Annotated in this window: 21 protein-coding genes; 7 read left to right on the top strand and 14 right to left on the bottom strand. The window is 55.0% G+C overall.

Going from position 1 to position 23,832, the window contains the following annotated elements:
* Nucleotides 1–246 precede the first annotated feature (246 nt).
* Entirely contained in the window at nucleotides 247–1,500 is a 1,254-nt protein-coding gene (locus TH3_RS08135; RefSeq protein WP_139328168.1) for an MFS transporter, read from the bottom strand.
* Between the two features lie 123 nt (nucleotides 1,501–1,623).
* Nucleotides 1,624–2,448 (bottom strand): substrate-binding periplasmic protein, encoded by an 825-nt coding sequence (locus TH3_RS08130; protein ID WP_007091610.1) that lies wholly within the window; start codon nucleotides 2,446–2,448, stop codon nucleotides 1,624–1,626.
* 491 nt (nucleotides 2,449–2,939) lie between these two features.
* Between TH3_RS08130 and TH3_RS08125 the strand changes: the two genes are divergently transcribed.
* Nucleotides 2,940–3,512, top strand: coding sequence for a hypothetical protein (locus TH3_RS08125; protein WP_007091611.1), 573 nt, complete (start codon nucleotides 2,940–2,942; stop codon nucleotides 3,510–3,512).
* 85 nt (nucleotides 3,513–3,597) lie between these two features.
* Here TH3_RS08125 and recJ read toward each other — a convergent pair whose 3' ends face one another.
* Both recJ and TH3_RS08115 read right to left on the bottom strand, forming a co-directional pair.
* The gene (recJ, locus tag TH3_RS08120; RefSeq protein WP_007091612.1) at nucleotides 3,598–5,400 is read right to left on the bottom strand and encodes a single-stranded-DNA-specific exonuclease RecJ; all 1,803 of its coding nucleotides are present in this window, start codon (nucleotides 5,398–5,400) and stop codon (nucleotides 3,598–3,600) included.
* 47 nt (nucleotides 5,401–5,447) lie between these two features.
* The gene (locus tag TH3_RS08115; RefSeq protein WP_007091613.1) at nucleotides 5,448–5,984 is read right to left on the bottom strand and encodes a peroxiredoxin; all 537 of its coding nucleotides are present in this window, start codon (nucleotides 5,982–5,984) and stop codon (nucleotides 5,448–5,450) included.
* 204 nt (nucleotides 5,985–6,188) lie between these two features.
* On the opposite strand from TH3_RS08115, the gene TH3_RS08110 reads away from it, so the two are divergent.
* On the top strand, nucleotides 6,189–6,506 hold the full coding sequence (locus TH3_RS08110) for a hypothetical protein (RefSeq protein ID WP_007091614.1): 318 nt from the start codon (nucleotides 6,189–6,191) through the stop codon (nucleotides 6,504–6,506).
* Here TH3_RS08110 and TH3_RS08105 read toward each other — a convergent pair.
* The 5 genes from TH3_RS08105 to TH3_RS08085 all read right to left on the bottom strand — a co-directional run bounded on the left by TH3_RS08105 (nucleotide 6,503) and on the right by TH3_RS08085 (nucleotide 13,162).
* Entirely contained in the window at nucleotides 6,503–7,795 is a 1,293-nt protein-coding gene (locus tag TH3_RS08105; RefSeq protein WP_007091615.1) for an Hsp70 family protein, read from the bottom strand. The two genes, TH3_RS08110 and TH3_RS08105, sit on opposite strands and share 4 nt — an antisense overlap.
* 133 nt (nucleotides 7,796–7,928) lie before the next feature.
* A complete protein-coding gene (glpX, locus tag TH3_RS08100) occupies nucleotides 7,929–8,888 on the bottom strand; it encodes a class II fructose-bisphosphatase (protein WP_007091616.1) in 960 nt (319 codons plus the stop codon).
* 137 nt (nucleotides 8,889–9,025) lie between these two features.
* Nucleotides 9,026–10,330 carry a homoserine dehydrogenase gene (locus TH3_RS08095; RefSeq protein WP_007091617.1) on the bottom strand — a complete coding sequence of 435 codons (1,305 nt, stop codon included), beginning with the start codon at nucleotides 10,328–10,330 and terminating at the stop codon, nucleotides 9,026–9,028.
* 124 nt (nucleotides 10,331–10,454) lie between these two features.
* Nucleotides 10,455–11,696: an LL-diaminopimelate aminotransferase gene (locus tag TH3_RS08090; protein WP_007091618.1), complete on the bottom strand. Its 1,242-nt coding sequence runs from the start codon at nucleotides 11,694–11,696 to the stop codon at nucleotides 10,455–10,457.
* 137 nt (nucleotides 11,697–11,833) lie between these two features.
* Nucleotides 11,834–13,162 (bottom strand): OmpA family protein, encoded by a 1,329-nt coding sequence (locus TH3_RS08085; protein WP_007091619.1) that lies wholly within the window; start codon nucleotides 13,160–13,162, stop codon nucleotides 11,834–11,836.
* A gap of 265 nt (nucleotides 13,163–13,427) precedes the next feature.
* Here TH3_RS08085 and TH3_RS08080 point away from each other — a divergent pair, with 265 nt between their 5' ends.
* On the top strand, nucleotides 13,428–15,230 hold the full coding sequence (locus TH3_RS08080; RefSeq protein ID WP_040059748.1) for a PHA/PHB synthase family protein: 1,803 nt from the start codon (nucleotides 13,428–13,430) through the stop codon (nucleotides 15,228–15,230).
* A gap of 73 nt (nucleotides 15,231–15,303) precedes the next feature.
* Nucleotides 15,304–16,179: an NAD(P)-dependent oxidoreductase gene (locus TH3_RS08075; RefSeq protein WP_040060734.1), complete on the top strand. Its 876-nt coding sequence runs from the start codon at nucleotides 15,304–15,306 to the stop codon at nucleotides 16,177–16,179.
* A 2-nt stretch (nucleotides 16,180–16,181) separates the two neighbouring features.
* Here TH3_RS08075 and TH3_RS08070 read toward each other — a convergent pair whose 3' ends face one another.
* The 3 genes from TH3_RS08070 to TH3_RS08060 all read right to left on the bottom strand — a co-directional run bounded on the left by TH3_RS08070 (nucleotide 16,182) and on the right by TH3_RS08060 (nucleotide 19,180).
* Complete coding sequence (locus TH3_RS08070; protein ID WP_233421854.1) at nucleotides 16,182–17,480, bottom strand: cytochrome-c peroxidase; 1,299 nt, start codon at nucleotides 17,478–17,480, stop codon at nucleotides 16,182–16,184.
* Between the two features lie 136 nt (nucleotides 17,481–17,616).
* Nucleotides 17,617–18,516, bottom strand: coding sequence for a DMT family transporter (locus tag TH3_RS08065; protein ID WP_007091624.1), 900 nt, complete (start codon nucleotides 18,514–18,516; stop codon nucleotides 17,617–17,619).
* Nucleotides 18,517–18,646: 130 nt separating this feature from the next.
* The gene (locus TH3_RS08060; protein WP_007091625.1) at nucleotides 18,647–19,180 is read right to left on the bottom strand and encodes a gamma carbonic anhydrase family protein; all 534 of its coding nucleotides are present in this window, start codon (nucleotides 19,178–19,180) and stop codon (nucleotides 18,647–18,649) included.
* 202 nt (nucleotides 19,181–19,382) lie between these two features.
* On the opposite strand from TH3_RS08060, the gene TH3_RS08055 reads away from it, so the two are divergent.
* Nucleotides 19,383–20,177, top strand: a complete 795-nt coding sequence (locus TH3_RS08055; protein ID WP_167710559.1) for a substrate-binding periplasmic protein — start codon at nucleotides 19,383–19,385, stop codon at nucleotides 20,175–20,177.
* A 14-nt stretch (nucleotides 20,178–20,191) separates the two neighbouring features.
* Here TH3_RS08055 and TH3_RS08050 read toward each other — a convergent pair whose 3' ends face one another.
* A complete protein-coding gene (locus TH3_RS08050) occupies nucleotides 20,192–21,067 on the bottom strand; it encodes a DMT family transporter (RefSeq protein WP_007091627.1) in 876 nt (291 codons plus the stop codon).
* Between the two features lie 109 nt (nucleotides 21,068–21,176).
* On the opposite strand from TH3_RS08050, the gene TH3_RS23520 reads away from it, so the two are divergent.
* Together TH3_RS23520 and TH3_RS23515 are read left to right on the top strand one after the other, a co-directional pair.
* Nucleotides 21,177–22,001 (top strand): aminotransferase-like domain-containing protein, encoded by an 825-nt coding sequence (locus TH3_RS23520; RefSeq protein WP_338057533.1) that lies wholly within the window; start codon nucleotides 21,177–21,179, stop codon nucleotides 21,999–22,001.
* The gene (locus TH3_RS23515) at nucleotides 21,998–22,585 is read left to right on the top strand and encodes an aminotransferase class I/II-fold pyridoxal phosphate-dependent enzyme (protein WP_338057532.1); all 588 of its coding nucleotides are present in this window, start codon (nucleotides 21,998–22,000) and stop codon (nucleotides 22,583–22,585) included. The genes TH3_RS23520 and TH3_RS23515 overlap by 4 nt, the downstream gene beginning before the upstream one ends.
* A gap of 64 nt (nucleotides 22,586–22,649) precedes the next feature.
* Here the strand turns inward: TH3_RS23515 and argC are convergent, their stop codons facing one another.
* A complete protein-coding gene (gene argC, locus TH3_RS08040; RefSeq protein ID WP_007091629.1) occupies nucleotides 22,650–23,696 on the bottom strand; it encodes an N-acetyl-gamma-glutamyl-phosphate reductase in 1,047 nt (348 codons plus the stop codon).
* Between the last annotated feature and the right edge of the window lie 136 nt (nucleotides 23,697–23,832).

Below are 23,832 nucleotides of genomic sequence, written 5' to 3'. Positions count from 1 at the left end.
GCGCGTTAACGAGGCCGGTTTTTAGCGATTGGGTCGGGCAAGGTCAAGCGCGTTTTTCGCCGCTGTGACGTTTTTTTTAATCCCCCACCGCAAATAGGGCGATAACACGCCAAAAGCCGGGAAATCCAAGCATCCTGTTTAACCGCAAGGATCATAGTCCGATCCTGCAATATCCTTGTCCAACACATATGCGAACGCATGTCCGCAACGACAACCGCAAAGGCACCCGCACAAAACCGCTTGAAATCAATTCGACCGTTTTCGGGTTCCCATCCAGAAGGCCGTTCCCGCAATCGCAAGGCAGACACCAAGGAAGGCAAACATCACGCGATAGCCCTCCGTTGCGCCCGGCTCAAACCGACCAATGATCACACCTGCAATCCCCTGAAGGACAAACAGCCCGCCAAAGGTCGCCAGATTGACCGTGGTCAGGGCACGGCCAATCAGATGTTCGGGCACCGCGGCCCGCGATGCGGCATAGTTAAGCGTTGCACAGCTGCCCAGAAGCCCGTGTGCGACCATCAGGACCGCGGCGAGCCAAAGAGCTGTCGTCCCCAGCAGCGCCTGCAACAGGCACAGCACAGCCGCAATCAGAACGGCAAAGACGATCAGGGGATGTGCCGCACCGCCCATCAGGCGCGAAAGTTGCCCATAGGCGGGCGGTCCGATGATCATGCCGATTGTCATCACCAAAAGAACGTTACCAACATCCACCGCCCCGAGATGGAAGACGTCCTGTAGGTACGGCCCGCCCCAAAGCCCACGTACGGTCAGGATCGCCGGATAGCTGAAGAAGGCAACACCAACCAGAAACCAGACCTGCCGGTTTTTCCAGACAGAGATCATGCCGCGCAATGCCTCACCCACGGTTTCGCCCTTTCGGGAATGGAAGCTGTGCTTTGGCGGTGCGTCGCGCACCATGGTGAATGTCAGAACAACCGAAAGCGCGCTGAGCACGGCAAGCCCGTAATAAACGTCGCGCCAGCCGCGCAGTTCGATCAGGGCGGCCAATGGCGTTGCCGATGCCAGAACGCCCAGCAAACTGAACGCCACAATCAGGCCAGAAGTCGCGGCAAACTTTTCCGGTGCCACCCAACGCGATGCCAGCACCAATGCCGCCATGAAGGCCGCTGAACAGCCAAGGCCGATCACCGCCTGCCCGATCATCAATCCCGCCACACTATGCGCATTGGCAAAGATCAGAACACCGGCCACCGTGATGATCATCATCACACCATTGGTCAAACGCGGCCCGTAACGGTCCAGCATCACACCGACGGGAATTTGCATCAAGGCAAAGGCAAAATGAAAACTGCCCGATATCAGGCCAAGTTCCTCGGGAGAGGTCGAAAGCTCCGCCCGAAGGGATTCGGCCAGCAAGGCCTGTGCAGAACGGAAAAACTGGCTGAGCGAAAAGGCCAGCACGACCGGTGCCAGGATCCATAAAAATGTCCCTACCCCGTGCACGGCCTGCTTTGGTGTTTTTGTATGATCATTCATGATGCCAAATGGCATAATCCGATCACGGGATACCCGCAAGCCCCCGTAAGATATATCCTGATGTATTGCCGTGATACGTTTGGCGCAATGACACAGGCGGGTTCAGATCACCCTCTGTCGCGATCAACGCGTCATCAGATTGAATTCTTCACCTGACGGAACTTCGGCCCCCTCATGCAGCATCGAAACACCGTATTTTCGGCCGATTTCGACAAATGTCCCGTCACTGCGCAGATCGTTAAGAACCATCTGCCATTGATCCACGATGAAGTCCGGCGTTTGCAGTGAAAATGCCAGATAAAGCTCGTAAATTCCCAAGCCGATAACCGGTTCAACTTCGGACCGGTCAATTCCGAACTTGCGACACTGATGCTCCAGAACCAGATCGGATGCTTCCCATAGGTCTATCCGGTCACTGGCCAGAAGCTGTAACGCATTCCCAGGTGTATAAAGTGCCGCAAGGTTTTTAAAGCCCTGTTCGCGCAACATTCGTTCCGCCGCACCGCCTGCCTGCACCCCGATGGCGGCAACTTTGCGTGCGTCACTCAAATCGCGGATTTCAAGGTTGCTGTCGGTCATTTTATAAAGCCAGCCACGCGTCACAATGATTGGCCCAACCCATTTATACTCATCTTCGCGCTCAGACGTTCGCACCATTGAAAAAACAGCCGTGCCGGGTTCATTGTCGACAATTTGCAGGGCCCGTTTCCACGGAAGCACCTCAAATTTTCCGTCATGCCCCAGACGCGCGGCCATTTCACGGACCACATCCGTCCCGGCACCGGTCAACCCCGTATCCGACATGTAATTAAAGGGTGCAAAATCCTCGGTATAAATCTTTATCGACCGGGCCGCGGCAAGCATATCCCCCGTCTGGGCAGCTGCGACCATACCGTGCGACCACAGGATGACGGCAGCAAAGGCAACAATTACGACAATGCGCCGCAAAATCGTAATGCCTCGCCGCTCCTTTGGATGAAAGAATATACCCGTCCGTCGCATATGTTTCCCTGTCAGCTATGAAATGCAAAAAGCCGCAAAAAAGAAACTTGCAGGACCGAAAGAACGAACTGTCACATAACCTGTTTATTCAACATGGTAGCCCGACATGTTGATTGCCAGTAACGTCGTACATATCTAGATTCAAAGGGAACCATCCATTTGAACAAGAATGCGCCTTCACGTGACGCTAACATGCCACGTGCAAGATGGATTCCGTCCGAAAGGGTAGCAGTCTAATTTTAGAACATGTTGATGTAGTATGCTGTTTTCGATTCTTTCGGCGCCCACTCTTCGCCGATCCCCAAGCCCGAACAACAAAACCAAGCCCTTTGGTTAAAAAAGCCAGTTAAAGTTGAACATGAGCAAGATTTACAACGAAAAAATTCGACATTCAACTAAAAAATTTCGTTACTCCAGCATTTTGCGGAAACCGGGTAATGACGTTTCACAGCCGGCAATATACTGCGTGCATCATGGATAGGCGGGATACAGACGCCCCTTTGCCCGTACTTGATAGCGCGCTTGGGGATCGCATTCGCCATGTCGTCGATATGTTTGATCGAAAAAAAGATGCAGCCCGGATCGCCGGTATCATCCCTGAACAATTGAACAGATGGTGTCAGGCACAATCGGAACCTCGCTTTGTCGGCGTTGCCCGCCTTGCCATCTCAAAGGGTATCTCTTTGCAGTGGATCGCAACAGGTGAGCCCCCAAGGGGAACCGCGAAGAAACCGAATACAGTGAACGAGCCTGAAACAACCCGGGCACCAAATCCATATTGTACCGGGCCAGCAGAACGCGAGATCCTTATCGCCATCATAAGCGGATTTCTCGCAGCCGAAGGCATCACGAACAGCCCTCAAATTGCCAATGACATTATTGGTGCCTATGACCAGATCGTCGAGAACCTCGAAAATAATCGAGATAGCAGCGAGATGGCCACCATATTGTCGCAGGCGATCACCATTATTCTTGATCGGCAGCAAGAACGCCGCGCGGACAAAAGCTGAAAGAACGCCTAGGCAGTTTCCGCATTTAATTCCGCGCGTTACCGGGCCGCTTTAACGGCCCGGTACAAGGACCTGAAAATGTACCTTAGCCGAGAACCGGTAGGGCAATGTCGTCAATCATCAATTGCACACCATCACGCCCCTGCCAGCTGTCGCGCCGCAAATGGCCAAGGATATGCAAGGGCCGCCCGCCATGCTTCAGCAGAGTCTGGCCCATGTCATTGTCAAGGCAGCGAAATGCAATGGCCTTAAGGCGCCCCTTGCCATTGCTGCCCGATAATATGCAACGCACGTGATCAGCGCCCACTACGTCAGCCTTGACTACCCGGCATTCCGGGAAAACAAAGCGCGGCTCGGCATTGCCGGCACCAAACGGGCCAAGCTTTTCGAGGGCCTCGATCAGATCAAGCGTCGCCCCCATCGCATGCAGGCCACCATCAACCGTCATGGTCGGGCGAATATCATTTTCAGCGATGATTTTGGCAAACCGGGTTTCAAGAAATTCTTCGAATGCCGGGCGTTTTTCCGGATCAAGGGTGAAACCAGCCGCCATCCCATGCCCGCCGCCATTGATCAAAAGCCCCGCCTGCCGTGCAGCAATGATCGCGGCCCCAAGGTCAATCCCGCGCACCGAACGCGCTGATCCTTTGTAAACGCCATCAACCATGCCCATCACAAGGGCCGGCACGTGGTAACGATCCTTCAAACGGCTGGCGACAATACCGATCACACCAGGGTGCCAGTCTTCGCCGCCGACCAGCACCATTGCACCAACCTTTGATTGACTTTCAACCGCGCTGATCGCCTGATCAAGCACAATATCCTCGATCGCCTTGCGTTCACGGTTATATTCATCAAGCTTGCGCGCGATATCCAGCGCCTGGGCGGGATCATCGCCCGAAAGCAACGTCGTCCCAAGGAACGACTCCCCTACCCGCCCACCGGCATTCACCCGCGGCCCCAGCATGAATCCAAGATGATAGGCACTGGGCGTTTCATTTACCCCGGCAATATCGGCCAGCGCCGCCATGCCGACATTGTGGCGATGGCGCATGATCTTGATGCCTTGCGTCACGAATGCCCGATTAAGCCCGCGCAGTGGCACCACATCGCAAACCGTGCCAAGTGCCACAAGGTCAAGCCAGTTGCGCAAATCGGGCGCACGAATGCCTGCCTGTTCCAGCCAGCCACGCGAACGCAATTCGCGCAGGATCGCAACAGCCAGCAAAAAGGCAACACCCGCGGCGCACAAATGCCCAAGGCCGCTTTCATCATCAAGACGGTTCGGGTTGACCACCGCAACGGCGGGTGGCAATTCTGGCTCGGCCGCGTGGTGATCAACAACGATGATCTCGATCCCGGCTTCCTTGGCATCGGTCAGCGGCGCATAGGCCGTCACCCCGCAATCGACCGTCAGGATCAGATTGGCACCACGACGTTGCAAATCCAGCAAGGCCGGACTATTGGGACCATATCCTTCTTTCTGGCGGTCCGGGATATGCACGACCACATCGCGCCCAAGGGCCGCAAAAAGGCGCTTTAACAGCGCGGTACTGGTCGCGCCATCAACGTCATAATCGCCAAAAACCGCGATATTCTCGCCCTTGATCACCGCATCGGCAATACGGGCGGCTGCCTTGTCCATATCCTTCAAGGTCGATGGATCGGGCATCAGGTCGCGCAAGGTCGGGTTCAGGAAACTTTCGGCATCATCCAGCCCGATATCGCGGGCCGCCATCACCCGCCCGACAACTTCGGGAACGCCAAAACGCTGGGCAATGGTGGTTGCCAGCCGATCATCCAGATTGCGTTCCCGCCACCATTTACCGGTAACGGATCGCTCTATTCCCAAAAATGTCTTTTCTTGCGCATGGTCTGTCATGCTCATTGAAATAGCCTAATCCGGGGCGCGCTTAAACCGGATATTTTAATCCATCAGCCCTTCGGATTATCACGGCACCAGCGCAAGACATTTTCGGCATCCTCGGCCGGGGCATCAACCGGATAGAAAACCTTGGCAATCCTGCCATCATCAATGATCATGGTCAGGCGTTTGAACAGCCGCATGTCATCAATGATGAAGTCCGGCATCGCCATGGATTCCTTGAACCGGTGATCGGCATCGGACAAAAGCGCAAATGGCAGATGCAGCCGTTCGGCAGCTTCCTTCTGATATTCCGTGGTCTGGCTGGAAAGCCCGAATAGGTGATCCACACCCACAGCCGACAGCTCCTTGGCGTGATCGCGGAAGGAACAGGATTGCGGCGTGCAGCCCTTTGCACCGGGGATTTCATCCCACCCATCGGGGGATGCCTTGTCAGGTTCGGCTGTGCGCGGATACGCATAGACAACGCTGCGCCCGGTCAGGATCGCAAGATCAACCGCCTGGCCATCGGTTGCCGCCAACGCAAGGGACGGCAGCATCTGGCCCGTCAACCGTGCAATAACATGTGCGTCACTTTCACTGCTCATCAATCATCCTCCCTGAAAAAGCTCATCGGGCCTTATACAGCAACGAATGCCCGCCCCTTGATAACCTGAAGATAAGTGTGATCGATCTTTCACAAAAAGAAGTGACGATTTCGCATCGTGAAAAACATGCGCCTGCCTGCAACTTCTTGCACACACGTCAAAGCTGTGCAGACTGCCGGGATAAACAAAAAGCGGATACGCGCAATGAACCATAGAAAAGGCCTTCGGATCGGCCTTACCGTCCTTTCCATTCTGGGTGCCTTGATGGCCGCCCCACTGGTGATGTTTTCACCGATGATATTCGATGCACCGGGCTCGGACGAAAACAACCTGACCTGGTTTCTGTTTTTTGCCGTTCTGGCGTTTCCGGTGCTGTGCCTGATGGGCGGCATCCTGCCGTGGATTTTAAAGAACCACCCGAAATCGCTGTGGCTTTACGGCCTTGGCGTGATCGGGTTTGTCCTGATAACGGTGGCCGTGATCCTGCTTGAAACCCAGTGTCAGGGCAGTTTTAGTTGCTAAACGATCCCCTCATCCGCTGCAATTAGCGCAAGACCATGCGCAACCGACAGGAATGGTTGACCAATTTCGACCCGTTCCTGGCCAAAGCCGTCTTCAAAGATTTTGCGCACCGCCGGGACATAGGACGTCCCACCCGTCATGAAAACGCGTGATACTTCGTGGGCCTGAATACCCGCCTGCTCAAGACACAGCTTGGCGGCCTTTTCGATATCGGCGATATCAGGCGCAATCGCAGCTTCGAAATCGGCACGTGTCAGGCGTTCCTCGATCTCGACCCCGGCATGATTGAATTGCAGGATCGTGCTTTGCTCGCTTGAAAGCTCCGCCTTGGCTTTTGACACCGCCTGATACAGGTGGAAGCCCAGTTCTTCTTCGATGATTGTTACCAGATCTTCGATATCGTCGGGTTGTTCGGCGGTCCGGATCAGGCTTCTGATTTCGTTGATCACCTTGGGCTGGCGCATCATCGACAGGTAATGCCAGCGCGAAAACGCGGTGTAATACTGGCGCGGCACCGGCAATGCCGCCCCCATCGTGCGATATTCGCTGCCAAAACCAAGACGCGGCCAGATGGCTTTCTGGATGATGCGGTAATCAAAGCTGTCGCCCGCAATGCCAAGACCGGTATGCGAAAGCGCCTGAACCCCGCGAATCCCCATGCCCGGTGTAAAGCGGATCACCGAAAAGTCACTGGTACCCCCGCCAAAGTCGGCGACCAGAACGGTTTCGGGTTTATCAAGCTGCCGACCGTAATAATAGCTTGCCGCCAAGGGCTCGAACACCATGGCCTCGACCTCGAACCCGGCCTGCTCATAGGCCGCACGTAGGCGCATTTCGGCATAATCGTTATCGGGATTTGTTCCGGCAAACGCGACCGGACGCCCGGAAATCACCCGATAGCCAAGGCCGCCAAGGCTGTATTGCGCGTGATGATGTATCTGGGTCAGGAACGTCGCGATCAGATCTTCGATCGTATAGACATTGCCGAAAATCTCGGTGCCCTCGAAATCCTTGGACGCCAGATAGGATTTGATCGACTGAATCAGTCGGCAATCCTGACTTTCCTTCAGATATTCGGCCATGGCAAACGGCCCGGAACAGCTTTGCAAACTGATCGGCGCACCGGGTGTGGTCAGCTTCTGTTCTTCCCAGAAATACAGGATGGTTCGATAGGTATCGAAACTGTTCTGCCCGACCTCAAACGTTGCCGATTGCACATTGCCGTTGCTGTCGGCCACGGCAAGCACCGAATTGGTCGTACCAAAATCAAGGGCGATAATTTCGGACATATGGCGGCTCCGGCAAAGGCGTTTCATTTTCAAGGGGCGGAGGATGTAACCCGGACAGCCTATCCCCGCAAGCGATAAACGAAAAAAGGGAGCGCAAAGGCACTCCCTTGTTTTCGCGATCCGCTTTGGCGAATTACTTGTACCAGATTTTCCGGCTGAAATCGTGAACCGCGCGCACATAGCGCACCGTGCCCGACTGCGACCGCATCACGATGCTTTCGGTTTCCGCACCATTGGCGAAACGGCGCACACCGCGCAGCATTGCGCCATCGGTCACACCGGTTGCCGCAAACATGACATTGCCCTTGGCAAGTTCCGTCAGTTTGTATTTACGGGTCAGGTCTTCGATGCCCCATTTTTTGGCGCGCGCGATTTCGTCATCATTGCGGAAGACCAAACGTCCCTGGAACTGCCCACCGATGCAACGAAGGGCGGCCGCCGCAAGAACACCTTCGGGCGCACCACCGGTTCCCATATACAGATCAATACCCGACGTTTTCTGCGAGGTCGCGATAACACCGGCAACGTCACCATCACCGATCAGCATGATACGCGCACCGGCTTCACGGGTTTTGGCGATGATTTCCTGATGGCGCGGGCGATCAAGGATGCAAACCACCAGATCGGAAACATCGCAACCCTTTGCCGAGGCAAGGCTTTTCAGGTTTTCGGCCGGGCTGGCATCAAGGTCGACAACATCATCTGGCAGACCACCACCAACGGCGATTTTGTCCATATAGGTGTCCGGTGCGTTCAGGAACCCGCCCTTTTCCGCCATGGCGACAACGGCCAACGAGTTCGGGCCACCAGTCGCGCAGATGGTCGTGCCTTCAAGCGGATCAAGTGCGATATCGATTTCCGGGCCTTCGCCCGAACCGACTTCTTCGCCAATAAACAGCATCGGCGCTTCGTCGCGTTCACCTTCGCCGATCACGACGGTACCGCGAATATCCATGCTGTTGAGGGCATTGCGCATTGCGTCCACGGCGGCCTGGTCAGCGGCCTTTTCATCACCGCGCCCCATAAGCCCGGAACAGGCAAGTGCTGCGGCTTCGGTAACACGAACGGTTTCAAGCGCGAGATTTCGATCCATAACTTCATCCTCGTCATTAACGCGGGGTCTGGGGGCCCCGTCTTTCTGTTTCCCGGCGTGTCCCGTTTGGCTCGGGACTTATAATTACGCCTCGCGGTATTATACCTGCGAGGCGCATATGTCTTTTTTTTGTTTTGTTACGAAGTAAATCCTTCGATCCGCATCAGGACCGGCGGCTGCGAATTGCTTTCGAACGCCGAAATGTCGGAAAGCGCCCCGGACATCGCCGCTTCGCTGGTTTCGTGGGTCACGAACACCACCGGAACAACCCCACCCTCAGTCTCGGCCCGGCCATGCTGGATCATGGACGCCATCGACACACCATGCTTGGCAAGGGTCGCGGTGACCTCGGCCATGACACCCGGGCGATCCCATACCATCAGACGCAGGTAATAAGGCCCGACATGCTTTTCGAGCGAGGCCCGCACATTCTTTTTCAAACGATCCGCCGGAACACCAAAGACCGGCGCATTGCGCCCGGCCGCAATATCAACAAGGTCGGCAACCACAGCCGATGCGGTCGGACGTTCGCCCGCCCCACGCCCCTGCAGGACGACCGGCCCGACATAATCGCCTTCAAGCACGACTGCGTTAAACACACCTTCAACTTTTGAAATCTGGGTGCTGCGGTCAACAAGAACCGGTGAAACACGCTGCTCGATGCCCTCAGACGTCTGTTTGGCAATCGCCAGCAACTTGATGCGATAACCAAGTTCTTCAGCCAGTTGGATATCAAGGGCAGAAACGCTGCGAATGCCTTCAACCGCAATCGCGTCAAAGTCGACTTCGACCCCAAAGGCAAGGCTGGTCAGGATCGCAAGCTTGTGCGCGGCATCAATACCATCAACGTCAAAGGTCGGGTCGGCTTCGGCATAGCCAAGTTTTTGCGCCTCGGCCAGAACATCGGCAAAGTCACGCCCCTGTTCGCGCATGGTGGTCAGGATATAGTTGCACGTCCCGTTCAGAATCCCTGTCACGCGAGAAATGACATTCCCCGCCAATCCTTCGCGCAGCGCCTTGATCACCGGAATACCGCCAGCAACCGCGGCCTCATAGGCGATGGTCACGTTATTTGCATCGGCAATGCGTGCCAGTTCCACCCCATGTAATGCAATCAGCGCCTTGTTGGCCGTCACGACATGCTTGCCGTTTTCAAGGGCGGCCTTGCAGACGTCATAGGCAATGCCGTCCGAACCGCCAATGGTTTCAACAACCACATCGACATTCTTGTCAGTTGCAAGGTCACGGGCATCTTCGTACCAGGTAATGCCTTCGGTCGAAAATCCACGGTCCCGAGTTCGATCGCGCGCCGATACTGCTGTGACAATCATCGGGGAACCGGAACGGTCCATCAGATTATCCCTGTGTTCGCTCAGCAGTTTAACGGTTCCGGCACCGACCGTACCAAGGCCTGCCACACCGATTTTTACGACGTTTTGCACGATAACTCCTCATGCCGTGGTTGGATTTGCGCATGCGCGACGGAGTCTTTTACAACATCTGATACGCACACAAAACTTCGCCCGGGACATGTCCCGGGCGAAACATAGAATGCTTTATCGAATATCAGACGGATTTCTTCAACAGTTCACGTGCAGATTCTGCATCGGGATATTTCTGGAAGAATGCCTTGATATTACGATTGGCCTGCCGGATGCGATGTTTGTTTTCAACAAGCGCGATACGCACATGACGATCACCATATTCGCCAAAGCCAAGTCCCGGTGCCACCGCAACGCCCGCTTCCTGCAAAAGAAGCTTGGAAAAATCAAGCGATCCGAGTTCTTCAAACGCCTTGGGAATCGGGGCCCAGGCAAACATGGTCGCCGCCGGGACCGGAATATGCCATCCGGCACTTTGCATACCTTCGATAAAGATATCGCGACGGTCACGATACAGGTTACGGAATTCTTCGACACAATCCTGCGGGCCGTTCAATGCTGCCGTTGCCGCCACCTGAATCGGGGTAAATGCACCGTAATCAAGATATGACTTGATCCGCGTCAGTGCATTGATCAGCTTTTTGTTGCCGGTGGCAAAACCGATGCGCCATCCCGCCATCGAATAGGTTTTCGACAGGGAATAGAATTCAACGGCAATGTCTTTCGCCCCTTCGACCTGAAGGATTGAGGGCGGCGGATTGCCATCAAAATAGATTTCCGAATAGGCGATATCCGACAGGATATAGATTTCCTGCGCCCGGCAGAAATCGACAACTTCCTTATAGAAATCAAGGTCAACCACCAGCGATGTCGGATTGGCCGGGAAGTTCAGGACCACTGCACTCGGTTTCGGGACCGAATGTTTCACCGCCCGATGCAGTTGCTCCATAAAGCTTTCGGCGTTGAATTCGCCCTGTTCGTCATGACCAATCGGAATGTGGCGCAACGCCGCACCGGCAATGATGAAACCGAACGCATGGATCGGATAGGACGGATTGGGCACCAGAATGATGTCGCCCGGGCTGGTGATGGCTGCGGCGAGGTTCGCAAGCCCTTCCTTGGAGCCCAGCGTCACAACGGTTTCGGTTTCAGGATCAATATCCACCCCGAACCGGCGCCCGTAATAAGCCGCCAGCGCCTTGCGCAGACCGGGGATACCGCGCGACATGGAATAACCATGCGTGCGCGGATTCTTGATCGTTTCAACCAGCTTGTCGACAATATGTTGCGGCGTGGCCGGGTCCGGGTTGCCCATGCCGAAGTCGATAATGTCCTCTCCCGCTCGCCGCGCCGCCGCTTTCATCGCATTTACTTCAGCAAATACGTATGGCGGGAGGCGTTTTATGCGATGGAATTCCTGGGACATTATCCTACATCCTCGTCATTTCGCCGATTTTCGAATTTCCTGCGAAAACCGGGTCGTCGAATTGAAAAAAATTGCGCGCCACACGACAAAATGCGGGTGGCGCGCCGTACAATTCGAAGGATGTACCTTTTTTAGGATCAATAATCCATAAAGATTTCAACACGGCGGTTTCCGGCTTCACCGGCAGGAACGCCTTCATAATAGCGCGGGTCAGCCGATCCGTCGGCCCCGACAAAGATCGCGTCAGGGTTAACACCGAGAGACACAAGCTGCGACACCACCGACGAAGCGCGCTGTTCCGAAACCTGACGGTTGATCGCCAGATGTTCTTCAAGGCTCATATTCGCGGTACGCATCGACGCATGGCCAATAATACGAAGGATGCCGCCGGTCTGACGCCACGCTTGGGCAACCTGGCTCAGGACATTGTTATCCGTGCCCGACAGATTCGACGAACCATGGCCAAACTGGATTTGTGCGACCTGCACACCATTCACACTTGGTCCCAGCGTATCAACGGAACGCACACCAAGACGCGATGCCAGAACCTCGTTCGCGGTTTCGGCATAGGGCATGGCAGAATCGGACAGATAGGCATTGCCACCGCTACCAAGCTGGCTTTCATCGACAATTACCGCCCCGTTATCGGAATAGGCAGAATAGTCAAATGATTGTGCCGGCGGTTCATTGGCAAACACGCCCTGACCTTCTGCAAGACGCCGATTGTACTGGTCCATCACCGGGTCACCGGTTGATGATCCTGACGATCCGGGCACGACTTGTGAAGACTCGGCTCTTTCCTGTTCAGATTTCAGAATATCGGGCTTCTCGGGCGCAGGTTGCGGTGTTGGAACGGGTCCGGAAGCCGGTGCCTTGGCACTCCATTCATCGGCAATCCTAGAACCGGACTGCGCCGAAGTCACAGCACTGCCCGTTGTGGCACTAGCAGTTGCAGTTGCCTTGGTTTCAGCTGATTTTTGCGGCTCCGCCATGGCGCTACTGCTAACAGATGTGGTTGGAGCCGGCGCAATCGTCGGCATATCAACACTTTCGGCACTTTGCTGCGGCTGCGGCTGAAGCGCGTTGACCGGCGGCGTGCTTTGACGACGGCCCGACTGGGAATATTGCGCATTGGCGCGGTCTGCTGCCAAACCTGCGACAAGCGCATCACGTTCGGCATCACCGGTCACAACCGGCTTGGCCGGCGTATCGGCCAGACGCGGATAATCTTCGTCTTCACCCGGAATCGGCTGATCCGACTTGGCAGCAGTTTCCTCGTCGCCGTCAAAAGCATCACCAATCGATTTTCCCCATTCGACCGGATTGATTGCATCAGGGACCGAAGAACAGGCGCCCAGCATCAGCACAACAGCAAGCGCCGATCCCGCATGCAGCAAGGGCCGCAATTTACCTTTCGCGGACCCGTGCCCCGACCACCGCCATGTCGTCGATTTCAGAACGCCCATTTGATTTCGCTGCTCCAAACTATGTTATGTGTGACGTTGCCGTTGAAGATTGCGACAAATCCGTCACCTTATAATTCTTGTATTACCCCTCATCAGCGAGCTAGGCTAAGGCCATGATAAGCTTGGGATCAAGCAGAGTTTCAACCCAGCACGCAGTTTGAGAGCATTGGATCATAAAACGGGAAAATGATTGCGATATCGCAAAGATCGGATTTCCCGTTTTATGTTCCGATGCACCGGCGGCCGTATCATAAGGGAATGCGCCATGAACGATCAACAGGCCAAAGAAACCGAAATTCATCTTCCTGATCCCGAAGAGCTGTCATCAGCGATGGCAGAAATAGCGGAGAGAAGTCAAAGACTTGTGTCAGACTTCCTTGCAAAACAGGCAGAAGACCCGGAAATTTCCGACCCGGACCCGCTTAATATCGGATCGGCATTTGTCGAACTGACCACCCATATGATGCAAAATCCGACCAAACTGGTCGAAGCACAAATGGACCTGTGGCAGCAATATTATATGCTCTGGCACAATACAACGATGCGTATGCTGGGGCAGGAATCGGAACCTGTCGCCTTCCCGCAAAAGGGGGATCGTCGATTCCGCGACGAAGCGTGGGAAAACAACGAACTTTTTGATTTCATCAAACAATCCTATCTGCTGTCCTCGCAATGGATGCAGAATGTTGTCCATGATGTTGACGGGCTGGATGAAAAAACCGCCCAAAAGGTCGAATTTTATACCCGGCAGTTTGCGGACGCGATTTCGCCGACCAATTTCATGATGACCAACCCGGAAGTCCTGCGCGCCACCATCGAAAGTGGCGGTGAAAACCTTCTTAAGGGGCTCAGCAACCTTCTGGACGATCTGGAACGCGGCAAGGGCAAGCTTCAGATCAAAATGACAGATCTGGACGCTTTCAAGATCGGCGAGAATGTCGCAACCACCGAAGGATCGGTGATCGGTCGGACGCAGCTGATGGAACTGCTGCAATACAAACCGGCAACCGAAAAGGTCGCGAAACGGCCGCTTATGATCGTGCCGCCATGGATCAACAAATATTACATCCTTGATCTGCGCCCGGAAAATTCATTCATCAAATGGGCTGTTGATCAGGGCCACACGGTTTTTGTCCTGTCGTGGGTCAACCCGGACAGCAAACTTGCCGAAGAAAGCTTTGAAGATTACGGGCGTGACGGCGTGCTTGCGGCACTCGACATGATCGAAAAGGCAACCGGCGAAAAGGAAGTCAACGCTATCGGCTACTGCCTTGGCGGAACGCTTCTGGCGGCCATGCTGGCCTATATGGCCAAGATTGGCGATGAACGCATCAAATCGGCGACGTTCTTTACCACCCTGACCGACTTTGAAAAACCCGGCGAACTCTCGGTTTTTGTCGATGACGAACAGATCGAAAGCCTTGAAAACCGCATGTCGAAGGACGGCTATCTTGACGGCCGCGACATGGCGATGTCGTTCAACATGCTGCGTGCCAATGACCTGATCTGGTCATTTGTGGTCAACAACTACATGCTAGGCAAGGATCCCTTCCCGTTCGATCTTTTGTACTGGAATTCCGATTCGACCCGGATGCCCAAGGCAATGCATAGCTTCTATCTGCGCAACATGTATAACAAGAACCTGCTGCGTGAACCGGGTGGCATTACGATTCTGGGCGAAAAGATCGACCTTCGCGACATCAAAATCCCGGTCTATTTCCTCTCCACCCGCGAGGACCATATTGCACCGTGGCAGGCAACATATGCCGGAACCCAATTGATGTCAGGCCAGGTGAAATTCGTGCTATCGGCATCGGGTCATATTGCCGGTGTGGTGAACCCGCCCGCAGCCAACAAATATTGCCATTGGACTTATAATCGCAATCCCCCCAATCCCGATGACTGGCTCGCCAAGGCGGTCCAGCATGAAGGATCATGGTGGACCGATTGGCAAAACTGGATCAGCCGCCGTTCCGGAGGGCAAGTCGACGCCCGCAAACCGGGCGATGGCAAGCTTAAAGTGCTTGGCCCGGCACCGGGTGAATATGTCAAAGTGCAGCTTTCCTGATCATCTCTTGATAACTGGAATTTCCGGCCCGCCCGAGGTGGCGGGCCGTTTCTTTGGTCCGAAGGAAAATATCATGCCCCAGAAAATCGGTTTCCTAGGCGCAGGCCGCATGGCGTCTGCAATGATTTCGCGCCTGCTTGAACAAGGCTATCCGGTCAAGGTCTGGAACCGTAGTGCTGCCAAAATCGAACCGTTGGTTGCCAAGGGGGCCATTGCCTGCGCGACACCAGCCGAGGCGGCAAGTGATGTTGACGCAGTCCTTTCCTTCATGGCCGACGATATTGCATCTGAAACCGTCTGGCTGGGCGAAAATGGGGCACTTGGTGCAATGACGCCGGGGGCGCTTGCCATCGAGTGTTCCACCCTTTCGCACGGGTTCGTTCTGGAACTGTCCGGCAAGATCATGACGGCAGGCTGCCTTTATGTCGATGCACCGGTCACCGCGGTGCCGGCACAGGTTGCCGCGGGCGAAACCATGTTTTTAATCGGTGCGGATGACGCCGTCCTGAAACAGGCACGCCCGATCATGGAAGCCGTTGCCAACCGTATCGTGCATTTCGGGCCTATTGGATCGGGGACAATCTACAAGCTGATGAACAACCTTTTGGGGGCGGTCCACATTGCCGCTGCCGCCGAACTGGTTGCGGTGGCACAAAAGGCCGGACTGGATGGCGATCTGGTTGCAGACGCATTTGCCAATGGTGCCGTTGCCAGCCGGGCCGGAGTCATGACGATCCCGGGCATGATCAGCGGCAATCACAATGAAGGCATCCATTTCACAACCGCGTTGCGCGCCAAAGATGCCGGTTATGCCATGTGGCTTGCCGATGAACTTGGCCTTGACCTGCCGGTTGGCAGATCAGCCACCGAAATGTTTGACCGCGCCATCGAAGCCGGACTTGGCGATCTTGCACAAAGTGCCGTGCTGGAAACCATTCGCGGCCGGTAATCCTATTTCTTCTTGGCCTTGGCTGCGACTTCTTCCTGCTCGGCCAGAAGCGGCTCGTAACGGGCGTCGGTCAGTGTTTTAAGGAACGCGACCAGCGCATCTATGCGCTTGGTATCAAGGGCGTCCCCCTGCTCCAGCTCTTTAAGGGAAATGGTCTCGGGGACTTCGGCATCGCCCCACGGCTGTTTGGTTTCCGGATTCAACTGGGCCGATTTCGCGCGACTGTTATATTTGTTGTAAAACTTGATCACCGTGCGCAAATCGGAAAACACACCGTTATGCATATACGGTCCGGTGACGGCGACATTACGCAGCGACGACGTTTTGTACTTGCCCTTATGGGCCGGATCATCAATTGCCGGATTATCAAGCAATCCATTGTCGGTAAAGTCCGGGTCCTTGGCATTTTCCAACCGTACGGCAACGTTTCTGGGGACGCCGATGTTATGATATTCGTAATTTGTGAATGTCTCGCCCTCTGCCGTCGGCGACGATTTAAGTTGATGGCAGACATTGCAGTTGGTGAATTGCTGCGAGAAGAAAAGCACACGCCCCAATTCTTCCTGCGGCGTCATTTTGTATTCCCCGCGCAGGAAACGATCATATTTTGAATCAAAGGGTGCGAACTGATCGGTGCGTTCGAACGCGGCAATCGCATCAGTCATTGCAGCATAAGCACGGTCCGTATCGCTCCAGACATCGTCACCAAACAATGACTTGAAGCTTTCGACGTAATCTTCATCTTCCTGAAGGCGCGCGACAACAGTTGCCTTGTCAGGCATGCCCATTTCAACCGGGTTAAGCGGCGGCCCACCGGCCTGCTCGGCCAAATCCTTCGCGCGCCCATCCCAGAACTGCCCGCCAACCGGCGTGCCGTCTTCTTTGAAATGGAAATCGGGTGCGAACTTCGCATATGCCGCCATCGGCGCATTGCGGTCGCCAAGCGACGCACCATCATCGCCAAGCGAATAGGCTCCATGGGCGATTTCGGAACGCGGATCACGGAACCCAGTTGTCGGTTCATGACAACTTGCACAGGCCTGCGTCCGGTTTTTTGACAGGTTGGTATCGAAATAAAGTGCTTCGCCCAGTGCCGCTTTATCTGCAAACGAAGACGTATTGCTTGCCAGTTCCGCCAGCAAGGCCGCGGACGAATTCGGCGCACCAAGGCCATTTTGCGCCTTTGCACTGGTAATCCCGACACCACCGGCACCAATCATCAGCATCGTAGTTGCAAACGCACAACCAAGGTGAAGAAACCCGCGAAGGGGCATGCTGGAAACGCGCGACAAGACAGGCATGTTCGATATCCGGTATTCACTGGTGGCCGCATGATCGCGACCAATAATCACTTACAATACCTTAATTGCACTCTGCCTTGATAAAGGTCAATGGTTACCGTCCTTTAATTCGGGGCGATGAAACCCCCGATATTGATCAAATGGCAACTTTGGGCCGACGCCCCATCATCGGCAACAACTGCACCCCAATGATCGCGGCAAGGATAACACCGCATCCGGCATATTCGGCGGGTGCCAACCGCTCGCCCAGGAAAAACGCCCCGGCAATTGCGGCAAATACCGCCTCGGCACTCATGATGATCGCGGCATCTGCTGCTTCGGTATAATTCTGCGCCACCGCCTGCAGGGTAAAGGCGATCCCGGCCGACATGATCCCGGCATAAAGAATTTCAAATCCGGCATTCTGGATATCGGCAAAGCTGAAAGTCTCGAACATGCCGCCCATCGCCATGCCAAGCAGACCGGTAATAAAGAACTGAACGGCAGCGACCAGCGCGGGGGTATTGGTGCGCGTCACCATTACACCGATCATCACCACCTGAACAGCCCAGAACAGCGCACTTCCCATCACCCAGAAGTCACCTTTACCAAGTGCCGAGAGGTTCCCGCCACTCAGAAGATATGTACCCAAAACGCACATTATTCCGCCCGGCCAAACCGACCAATGCGGCTTTGCCCGGAAAACAGCGAAAGCCAGTACCGGTACCAGAGGCACATAAAACGCCGTCAGAAACGCAGCATTGGTCACGGTCGTATCGATGATGCCGATCTGTTGCAGGATGCTGGCCAGATACATTGAAACGCCGGTAACGATAAGGCCAAGCGTGTTGACCCTCGAAAGCGTCCGTCCTTCGCGCTTCATTTTGCGCAATTCACGCAGCGCAAACGGCAGCACCACAAACGTCCCCAGAAGGAACCGCACACCGGTAAAATATTGCGGGCCAATATTGTCCATGCTGGTTTGCTGGACGACAAAAGTCGTACCCCAAATAAGGGCAACAAAGACGATTACGGCATTCGCCTGCCAACGCGTCATTTCCCGGTTCCGTTTCCTGATCGCCGGGCGTGGTGGCGCGCGGCCTGTTTATATGGTTTTTCTGAATTACTTGCTATCGTAGCGTCCTGCCACAGGCAAGAAGATCCTTTGCGTTTGACAATCGCGATTGTTACTCAGATTTCAGGTCATCGGGAATTGTCACACGATATTCCTGCGCAAGATCGGCATAACGATCCGCAGATACTTTGAAAAACTCGATTTCTTCCTGCGTCAGATCTCGCACCTTGCGTGCCGGGACACCGGCCCAAAGCTCCCCCGCCGGAATGCGTTTTCCGGGTGCCAGAAGCGCCCCCGCCCCCAGCATTGCGCCCTGCTCGATCACACAACCATCCATGACCGTGGCACTCATGCCGACGAAACTTCTGTCTTCCAGTGTGCAGGCATGGATGACGGCGGAATGGCCAATAGTAACATCGTCGCCGATATAGGTTCCAAACTTTCCCTTGGCGACATGCACCATGGTCAGGTCCTGAATATTGGTCCGCGATCCGATGCGAATTTCATGCACGTCACCACGAATGACGCAGCCAAACCAGATCCCGGTCTCCGCCCCGATTTCAACATCGCCAATGATGGTCGCATTCGGCGCGATAAAGGCCGTCTCGTCAATAGTCGGGCGTACCCCGCGATAGGACAGGATCATGGTCTAACGACCTTTCACTTCTGGGATCGGTTTTCACTGGCACTGCACTTGCCCGTTACCGGGAAAATAGCGGCATCTTGATTTGGCAGTTTAAATTCTAACATGTGGATATGGAAACCCCGTTCTCATTCAAATCGTGAAGATGCACGCAATTCAGTATTTTTCCCTCTTTGCAGGCTTCCGTCGCGCCAGCATCATGATAATGATGGTGGCAACGGCGTTTTGCGGCACAATCCTTACGAATGGCGATGCGTACGCGCAGTCCACCGGGCCAAGCTCAAGCGAATTGCGCGTGGCATTTTCGGTCTGGGAACCATTCGTGATCGACGATGAAACAGGACGACACGGAATCGACATGGCGATCCTGACAGAACTGGCCCATCGCATGGACAAGGCTCTGTCGCTACATCCCTGCCCGTGGCGGCGATGTCTTAAAATGCTTGAAGATGGCGATATCGATATTCTTTCAAGCTTTGCCTACACCGCCGAACGCGAAAAATTCGCGTTTTACATCAAACCACCTTATAGCCGCGTCAGCCCGGTTTTCTATGTCCGGCAAGGCAAAAATACGCACATCGCGCAATATGCCGATCTTAAAACGCTTGCAGTCGGGTCGGTCGTTGATTCCCGCTATTTCGAACCATTCGATAGCGATAGATCGCTGAACAAATTCGAAGCCAGCAGCGAAATGCTGCTTCTGCGTATGCTTGAGGCAAATCGCGTCGATACCATTGTCGGGTCTGATGCCAATGTCGATTTTGAAATCCGGCGCAACAACCTTGATGATATCATTAGCAAGGCCGCATTTCGCCCGGACCATCACAACGACATCCACATTGCGGTATCGCGCAATTCCCCGCTAATGAGCCAGACAGACCAGATATCGAAAATCATCACCGACCTGCGCGAAGAGGGTTTTATTGCCAGGGTACATGCACGTTACTGGCCTGCCAGTGACGATGCAGCGGATGCAGGCAAACCAATCCACAGCGAATGAATAAAGCCGCCGCCCTATCTGGAAAACCGCTTTGCCCCGGCAACACAGGCAACGACCCCGACGGTGACCGCCATCATGGTCACGCCAACAGGTTCCGCCAAGACGATCCCCGCCAAAAGCAGACCAAAGAACGGTTGCAACAATTGCAATTGCCCGACCCCGGCAATGCCGCCAAGCGCCAGTCCCCGATACCAGAAGAAAAAACCGATCAGCATGCTGAACAGAGAAACATAACCAAGACCAAACCATGCCGGACCGCCAACTCCGGCAAAGCTATCTGGCAAGGTCGCAACGCAGAATGCCGCCATCGGCAAAAGCGATATCACCAACGCCCAGCAGATCACCTGCCATCCACCAAGACGGCGCGACAGTTTTGCACCCTCGGCATAGCCAAGCCCGCAAACGATGACCGCGCCAAGCATAAAAAGATCACCGCGTAACGCCCCGGCACTGCTTCCTGTGGCGGCAAATCCGGCGACCAAGCCACTACCGACAATCGAAAACAGCCAGAATACGGGTTGTGGCCTTTCACCACCGCGCAAGACGCCAAAAATCGCTGTCGCCAAAGGCAGCAAACCGATGAAGACAATTGATCGTGCTGACGTGATATGTTCAAGCGCAAGGGCCGTTAACAATGGAAACCCGACAACCACCCCACCGGCAACCACCAGTAACGACATCCAGTCTGATTTCTGTGGACGGTTTGGCCGCGATATCAGAAGCAAAGTCGCGGCAAGCAGTCCGGCAATCGTTGCGCGCGCCACCGTAAGAAACAGCGGATCGAAATCCATGACAGCAATCCGGGTCGCAGGCAGCGATCCACTGAAAATCAGGATACCGATCAACCCGCTAATCCAGCCGCCACTTGATCTTTGAACTGCAATTGCCATCAAAACCTCCGTCATGTGCGAAGGTTTATCTATGGCTTGCCAGCATCGAACCGAACAGACACAATAAAATACAATTTGAACAAACTGTACTGATTACAGGAGCAATACAGTGGCACCTGACGGGGCATTGAAACAACCCGATGACGGAACACTTGTCTCCCGCGTCATGAATGTCATTCGTGACCGGATTGGCACGCGCAACCTGCTTGCGGGGGATCGTCTGCCATCCATCCGTGGCTTTGCCCGTCAAATGAAGGTGTCGAATTCGACGGTTGTCGAAGCCTATGATCGACTGGTGGCCGAAGGCGTTATTCAGGCCAGACGCGGATCGGGGTTTTATGTCGCCCCTCATACCGCCCCGCTTTCAATCGCCCGGATCGGACCGAAACTGGATCGGGCGATTGATCCGTTCTGGGTCTCACGACAGTCGCTTGATGCGCGCCCCGATATGCTAAAACCCGGTTGCGGCTGGCTTCCGGCGGACTGGATGCCCGAAACCGCAATCAGGCGCGCCTTGCGCAGCCTCTCGCGCGCCGATGACGCCACACTGGTCGATTACGGAACTCCGCTTGGCCTGGCATCCTTGCGTCATTTCCTGTCCCGTCGCATGGCGGGATACGGCATTGATGCCCATCCCGACCATCTGCTTCTGACAGAGTCAGGAACCCAGGCAATCGACATGCTGTGCCGTTTTTTGATCGCACCGGGCGATACGGTTTTGGTTGATGATCCGTGTTACTTCAATTTTCAGGCACTCTTGCGCGCGCATCGCGCCAATATCGTTGGCGTCCCCTTTACCGAAAATGGCCCGGATGTGGATGCCTTTGCCCGGATCGCCGCAACAACGAAACCGCGCCTTTACATTACCAATTCCGGCTTGCACAACCCGACCGGTGCGTCACTTTCGCCAATGGTTGCGCATCGGGTTTTTTGAATATTGCCGAACAGCACGACCTGATCATCATCGAAGATGATATCTTTGCCGACTTCGAAAACACCCCTGCCCCGCGGATGGCCGCACTGGGCGGGCTAGAGCGCGTAATCCATATCGGCAGCTTTTCCAAAACCCTCTCGGCGTCGGTTCGATGCGGATATATAGCGGCCTCTGCCGACTGGATCGACGGTCTGACCGATCTTAAAATCGCAACCGGTTTTTCCGGTCCGAATTTATCCGCCGAACTGATTTTTGCGGTTCTCAAGGACGGCACCTATCGCAAATATATGGAAACCCTGCGCGATAGACTGGCACGCACGATGACCATCACAGAAACCCGGCTTCGCAACCTTGGCATCACACCGGCTATCAATCCCGATGCTGGTCTGTTTTTATGGTGCCGCTTGCCCGATCACATGGATGCGGCAACCCTAGCCCGAAACGCGCTTTCCGATGGTGTGGTTCTTGCCCCCGGAAATGTTTTCAGCATCTCGCAAACAGCTGGAAACCTGATGCGCTTTAACGTCGCCCAATGTCAGGATGAACGTATCTTCAGGGTGCTTGAACGCGCGCTTGAAAAATAAAAAGGGGCGCAATCCTTTTGGACAGCGCCCCAATTTTTTTCTGTTTTGACGATCCGATACCGGATTACGGGAACAGCGGCTCGATCTCGAGCCCCATGGTTTCCGGCAGGCCCAGCATGACATTCATGTTCTGAACTGCTTGGCCAGATGCCCCTTTAACAAGGTTGTCTTCGACCGCCACAATGATCACCCGGCCCGGCACCCGATCCTTGACCACCCCGATCAGAACATAGTTCGATCCACGTACGTGACGTGTCTGCGGGGTTACGCCAAACGGCAGGACCCGCACGAACGGCTCATCGGCATAACGTTTTTCAAGGGCGGCCTGAATGTCTTCGGCCGTCGTGCCATCGGTCATTTTGACATAGATGCTCTCAAGGATGCCCCGGCTCATCGGCATCAGGTGCGGGGAAAAGTTCACCACAACATCCTGCCCGGCAGCCCAGGCAAGGCCCTGCTCGATTTCTGGCGCATGGCGGTGCCCGCCGGTGCCATAGGCATGAATGCCTTCGGTGACCTCGGCATACAGAATGCCTTCCTTGGGCGAACGGCCCGCACCGGTGACACCGGATTTCGCATCAATGATGATGTCATCGGCATGCACCAGCTTCTGTTCCAGAAGCGGTGTCAGCGAAAGCTGCACCGGGGTTGGATAACATCCCGGATTGGCCACTACACGCGCCTTTTTGATCTTTTCACGGTGCAGTTCAGTCAGGCCATAAACCACATCCTTCTGCAAATCCTGTGCGGCATGTTCCGCCCCGTACCATTCCTTGTAGGTCGCGGCATCAAACAACCGGAAATCCGCCGACAGATCGACAACTTTGACATGATCAGGCAACCCGGCAATCACTTCCTGCGTCGTGCCATGCGGCAGCGCACAGAAAATGACATCAACCATCGACCAGTCGGCATCCTCGATCCGGATCATGGTCGGCAATTTCAGATGGGCAAGATGCGGGAAAACCTCCCCGAACGGACGCCCGGCGCGTCGGTCTGCGGTCAGCAGGGTGATTTCAGAAGCGGCATGGTGCGCAAGAATACGAACCAGTTCCGCCCCGGTATATCCGCTGGCACCGAGAATTCCGACTTTGACCTTAACGTCGCTCATTTCAAATCCTGCTCCTTTAGGCTCGCCCGGACCTTTATGGTCACCGGGCGCGATTAACGGGCGGATGTTGGCAAACAAGCCCCGCAGATGCAAGCCCTTAGGCGGTATTTCCCCTGCATTGCGCGATCATGCCCCA

This window comes from Thalassospira xiamenensis M-5 = DSM 17429, assembly GCF_000300235.2.
Classification (GTDB): Bacteria; Pseudomonadota; Alphaproteobacteria; order Rhodospirillales; family Thalassospiraceae; genus Thalassospira; species Thalassospira xiamenensis.
Note: the sequence above shows the minus strand (reverse complement) of the source record. Positions and strands in the feature narration are given on the sequence as shown.

What these genes read in the sequence shown, in the direction of transcription:
- TH3_RS08135 (WP_139328168.1), bottom strand. Translation starts at nt 1,500, where the DNA reads ATGAATGATCATACAAAAACACCAAAGCAGGCCGTGCACGGGGTAGGG.
- TH3_RS08125 (WP_007091611.1), top strand. Translation starts at nt 2,940, where the DNA reads ATGACGTTTCACAGCCGGCAATATACTGCGTGCATCATGGATAGGCGG.
- recJ (WP_007091612.1), bottom strand. Translation starts at nt 5,400, where the DNA reads ATGAGCATGACAGACCATGCGCAAGAAAAGACATTTTTGGGAATAGAG.
- TH3_RS08115 (WP_007091613.1), bottom strand. Translation starts at nt 5,984, where the DNA reads ATGAGCAGTGAAAGTGACGCACATGTTATTGCACGGTTGACGGGCCAG.
- TH3_RS08110 (WP_007091614.1), top strand. Translation starts at nt 6,189, where the DNA reads ATGAACCATAGAAAAGGCCTTCGGATCGGCCTTACCGTCCTTTCCATT.
- TH3_RS08105 (WP_007091615.1), bottom strand. Translation starts at nt 7,795, where the DNA reads ATGTCCGAAATTATCGCCCTTGATTTTGGTACGACCAATTCGGTGCTT.
- glpX (WP_007091616.1), bottom strand. Translation starts at nt 8,888, where the DNA reads ATGGATCGAAATCTCGCGCTTGAAACCGTTCGTGTTACCGAAGCCGCA.
- TH3_RS08090 (WP_007091618.1), bottom strand. Translation starts at nt 11,696, where the DNA reads ATGTCCCAGGAATTCCATCGCATAAAACGCCTCCCGCCATACGTATTT.
- TH3_RS08085 (WP_007091619.1), bottom strand. Translation starts at nt 13,162, where the DNA reads ATGGGCGTTCTGAAATCGACGACATGGCGGTGGTCGGGGCACGGGTCC.
- TH3_RS08080 (WP_040059748.1), top strand. Translation starts at nt 13,428, where the DNA reads ATGAACGATCAACAGGCCAAAGAAACCGAAATTCATCTTCCTGATCCC.
- TH3_RS08075 (WP_040060734.1), top strand. Translation starts at nt 15,304, where the DNA reads ATGCCCCAGAAAATCGGTTTCCTAGGCGCAGGCCGCATGGCGTCTGCA.
- TH3_RS08070 (WP_233421854.1), bottom strand. Translation starts at nt 17,480, where the DNA reads ATGCCTGTCTTGTCGCGCGTTTCCAGCATGCCCCTTCGCGGGTTTCTT.
- TH3_RS08065 (WP_007091624.1), bottom strand. Translation starts at nt 18,516, where the DNA reads ATGACGCGTTGGCAGGCGAATGCCGTAATCGTCTTTGTTGCCCTTATT.
- TH3_RS08060 (WP_007091625.1), bottom strand. Translation starts at nt 19,180, where the DNA reads ATGATCCTGTCCTATCGCGGGGTACGCCCGACTATTGACGAGACGGCC.
- TH3_RS08055 (WP_167710559.1), top strand. Translation starts at nt 19,383, where the DNA reads ATGATGGTGGCAACGGCGTTTTGCGGCACAATCCTTACGAATGGCGAT.
- TH3_RS08050 (WP_007091627.1), bottom strand. Translation starts at nt 21,067, where the DNA reads ATGGCAATTGCAGTTCAAAGATCAAGTGGCGGCTGGATTAGCGGGTTG.
- argC (WP_007091629.1), bottom strand. Translation starts at nt 23,696, where the DNA reads ATGAGCGACGTTAAGGTCAAAGTCGGAATTCTCGGTGCCAGCGGATAT.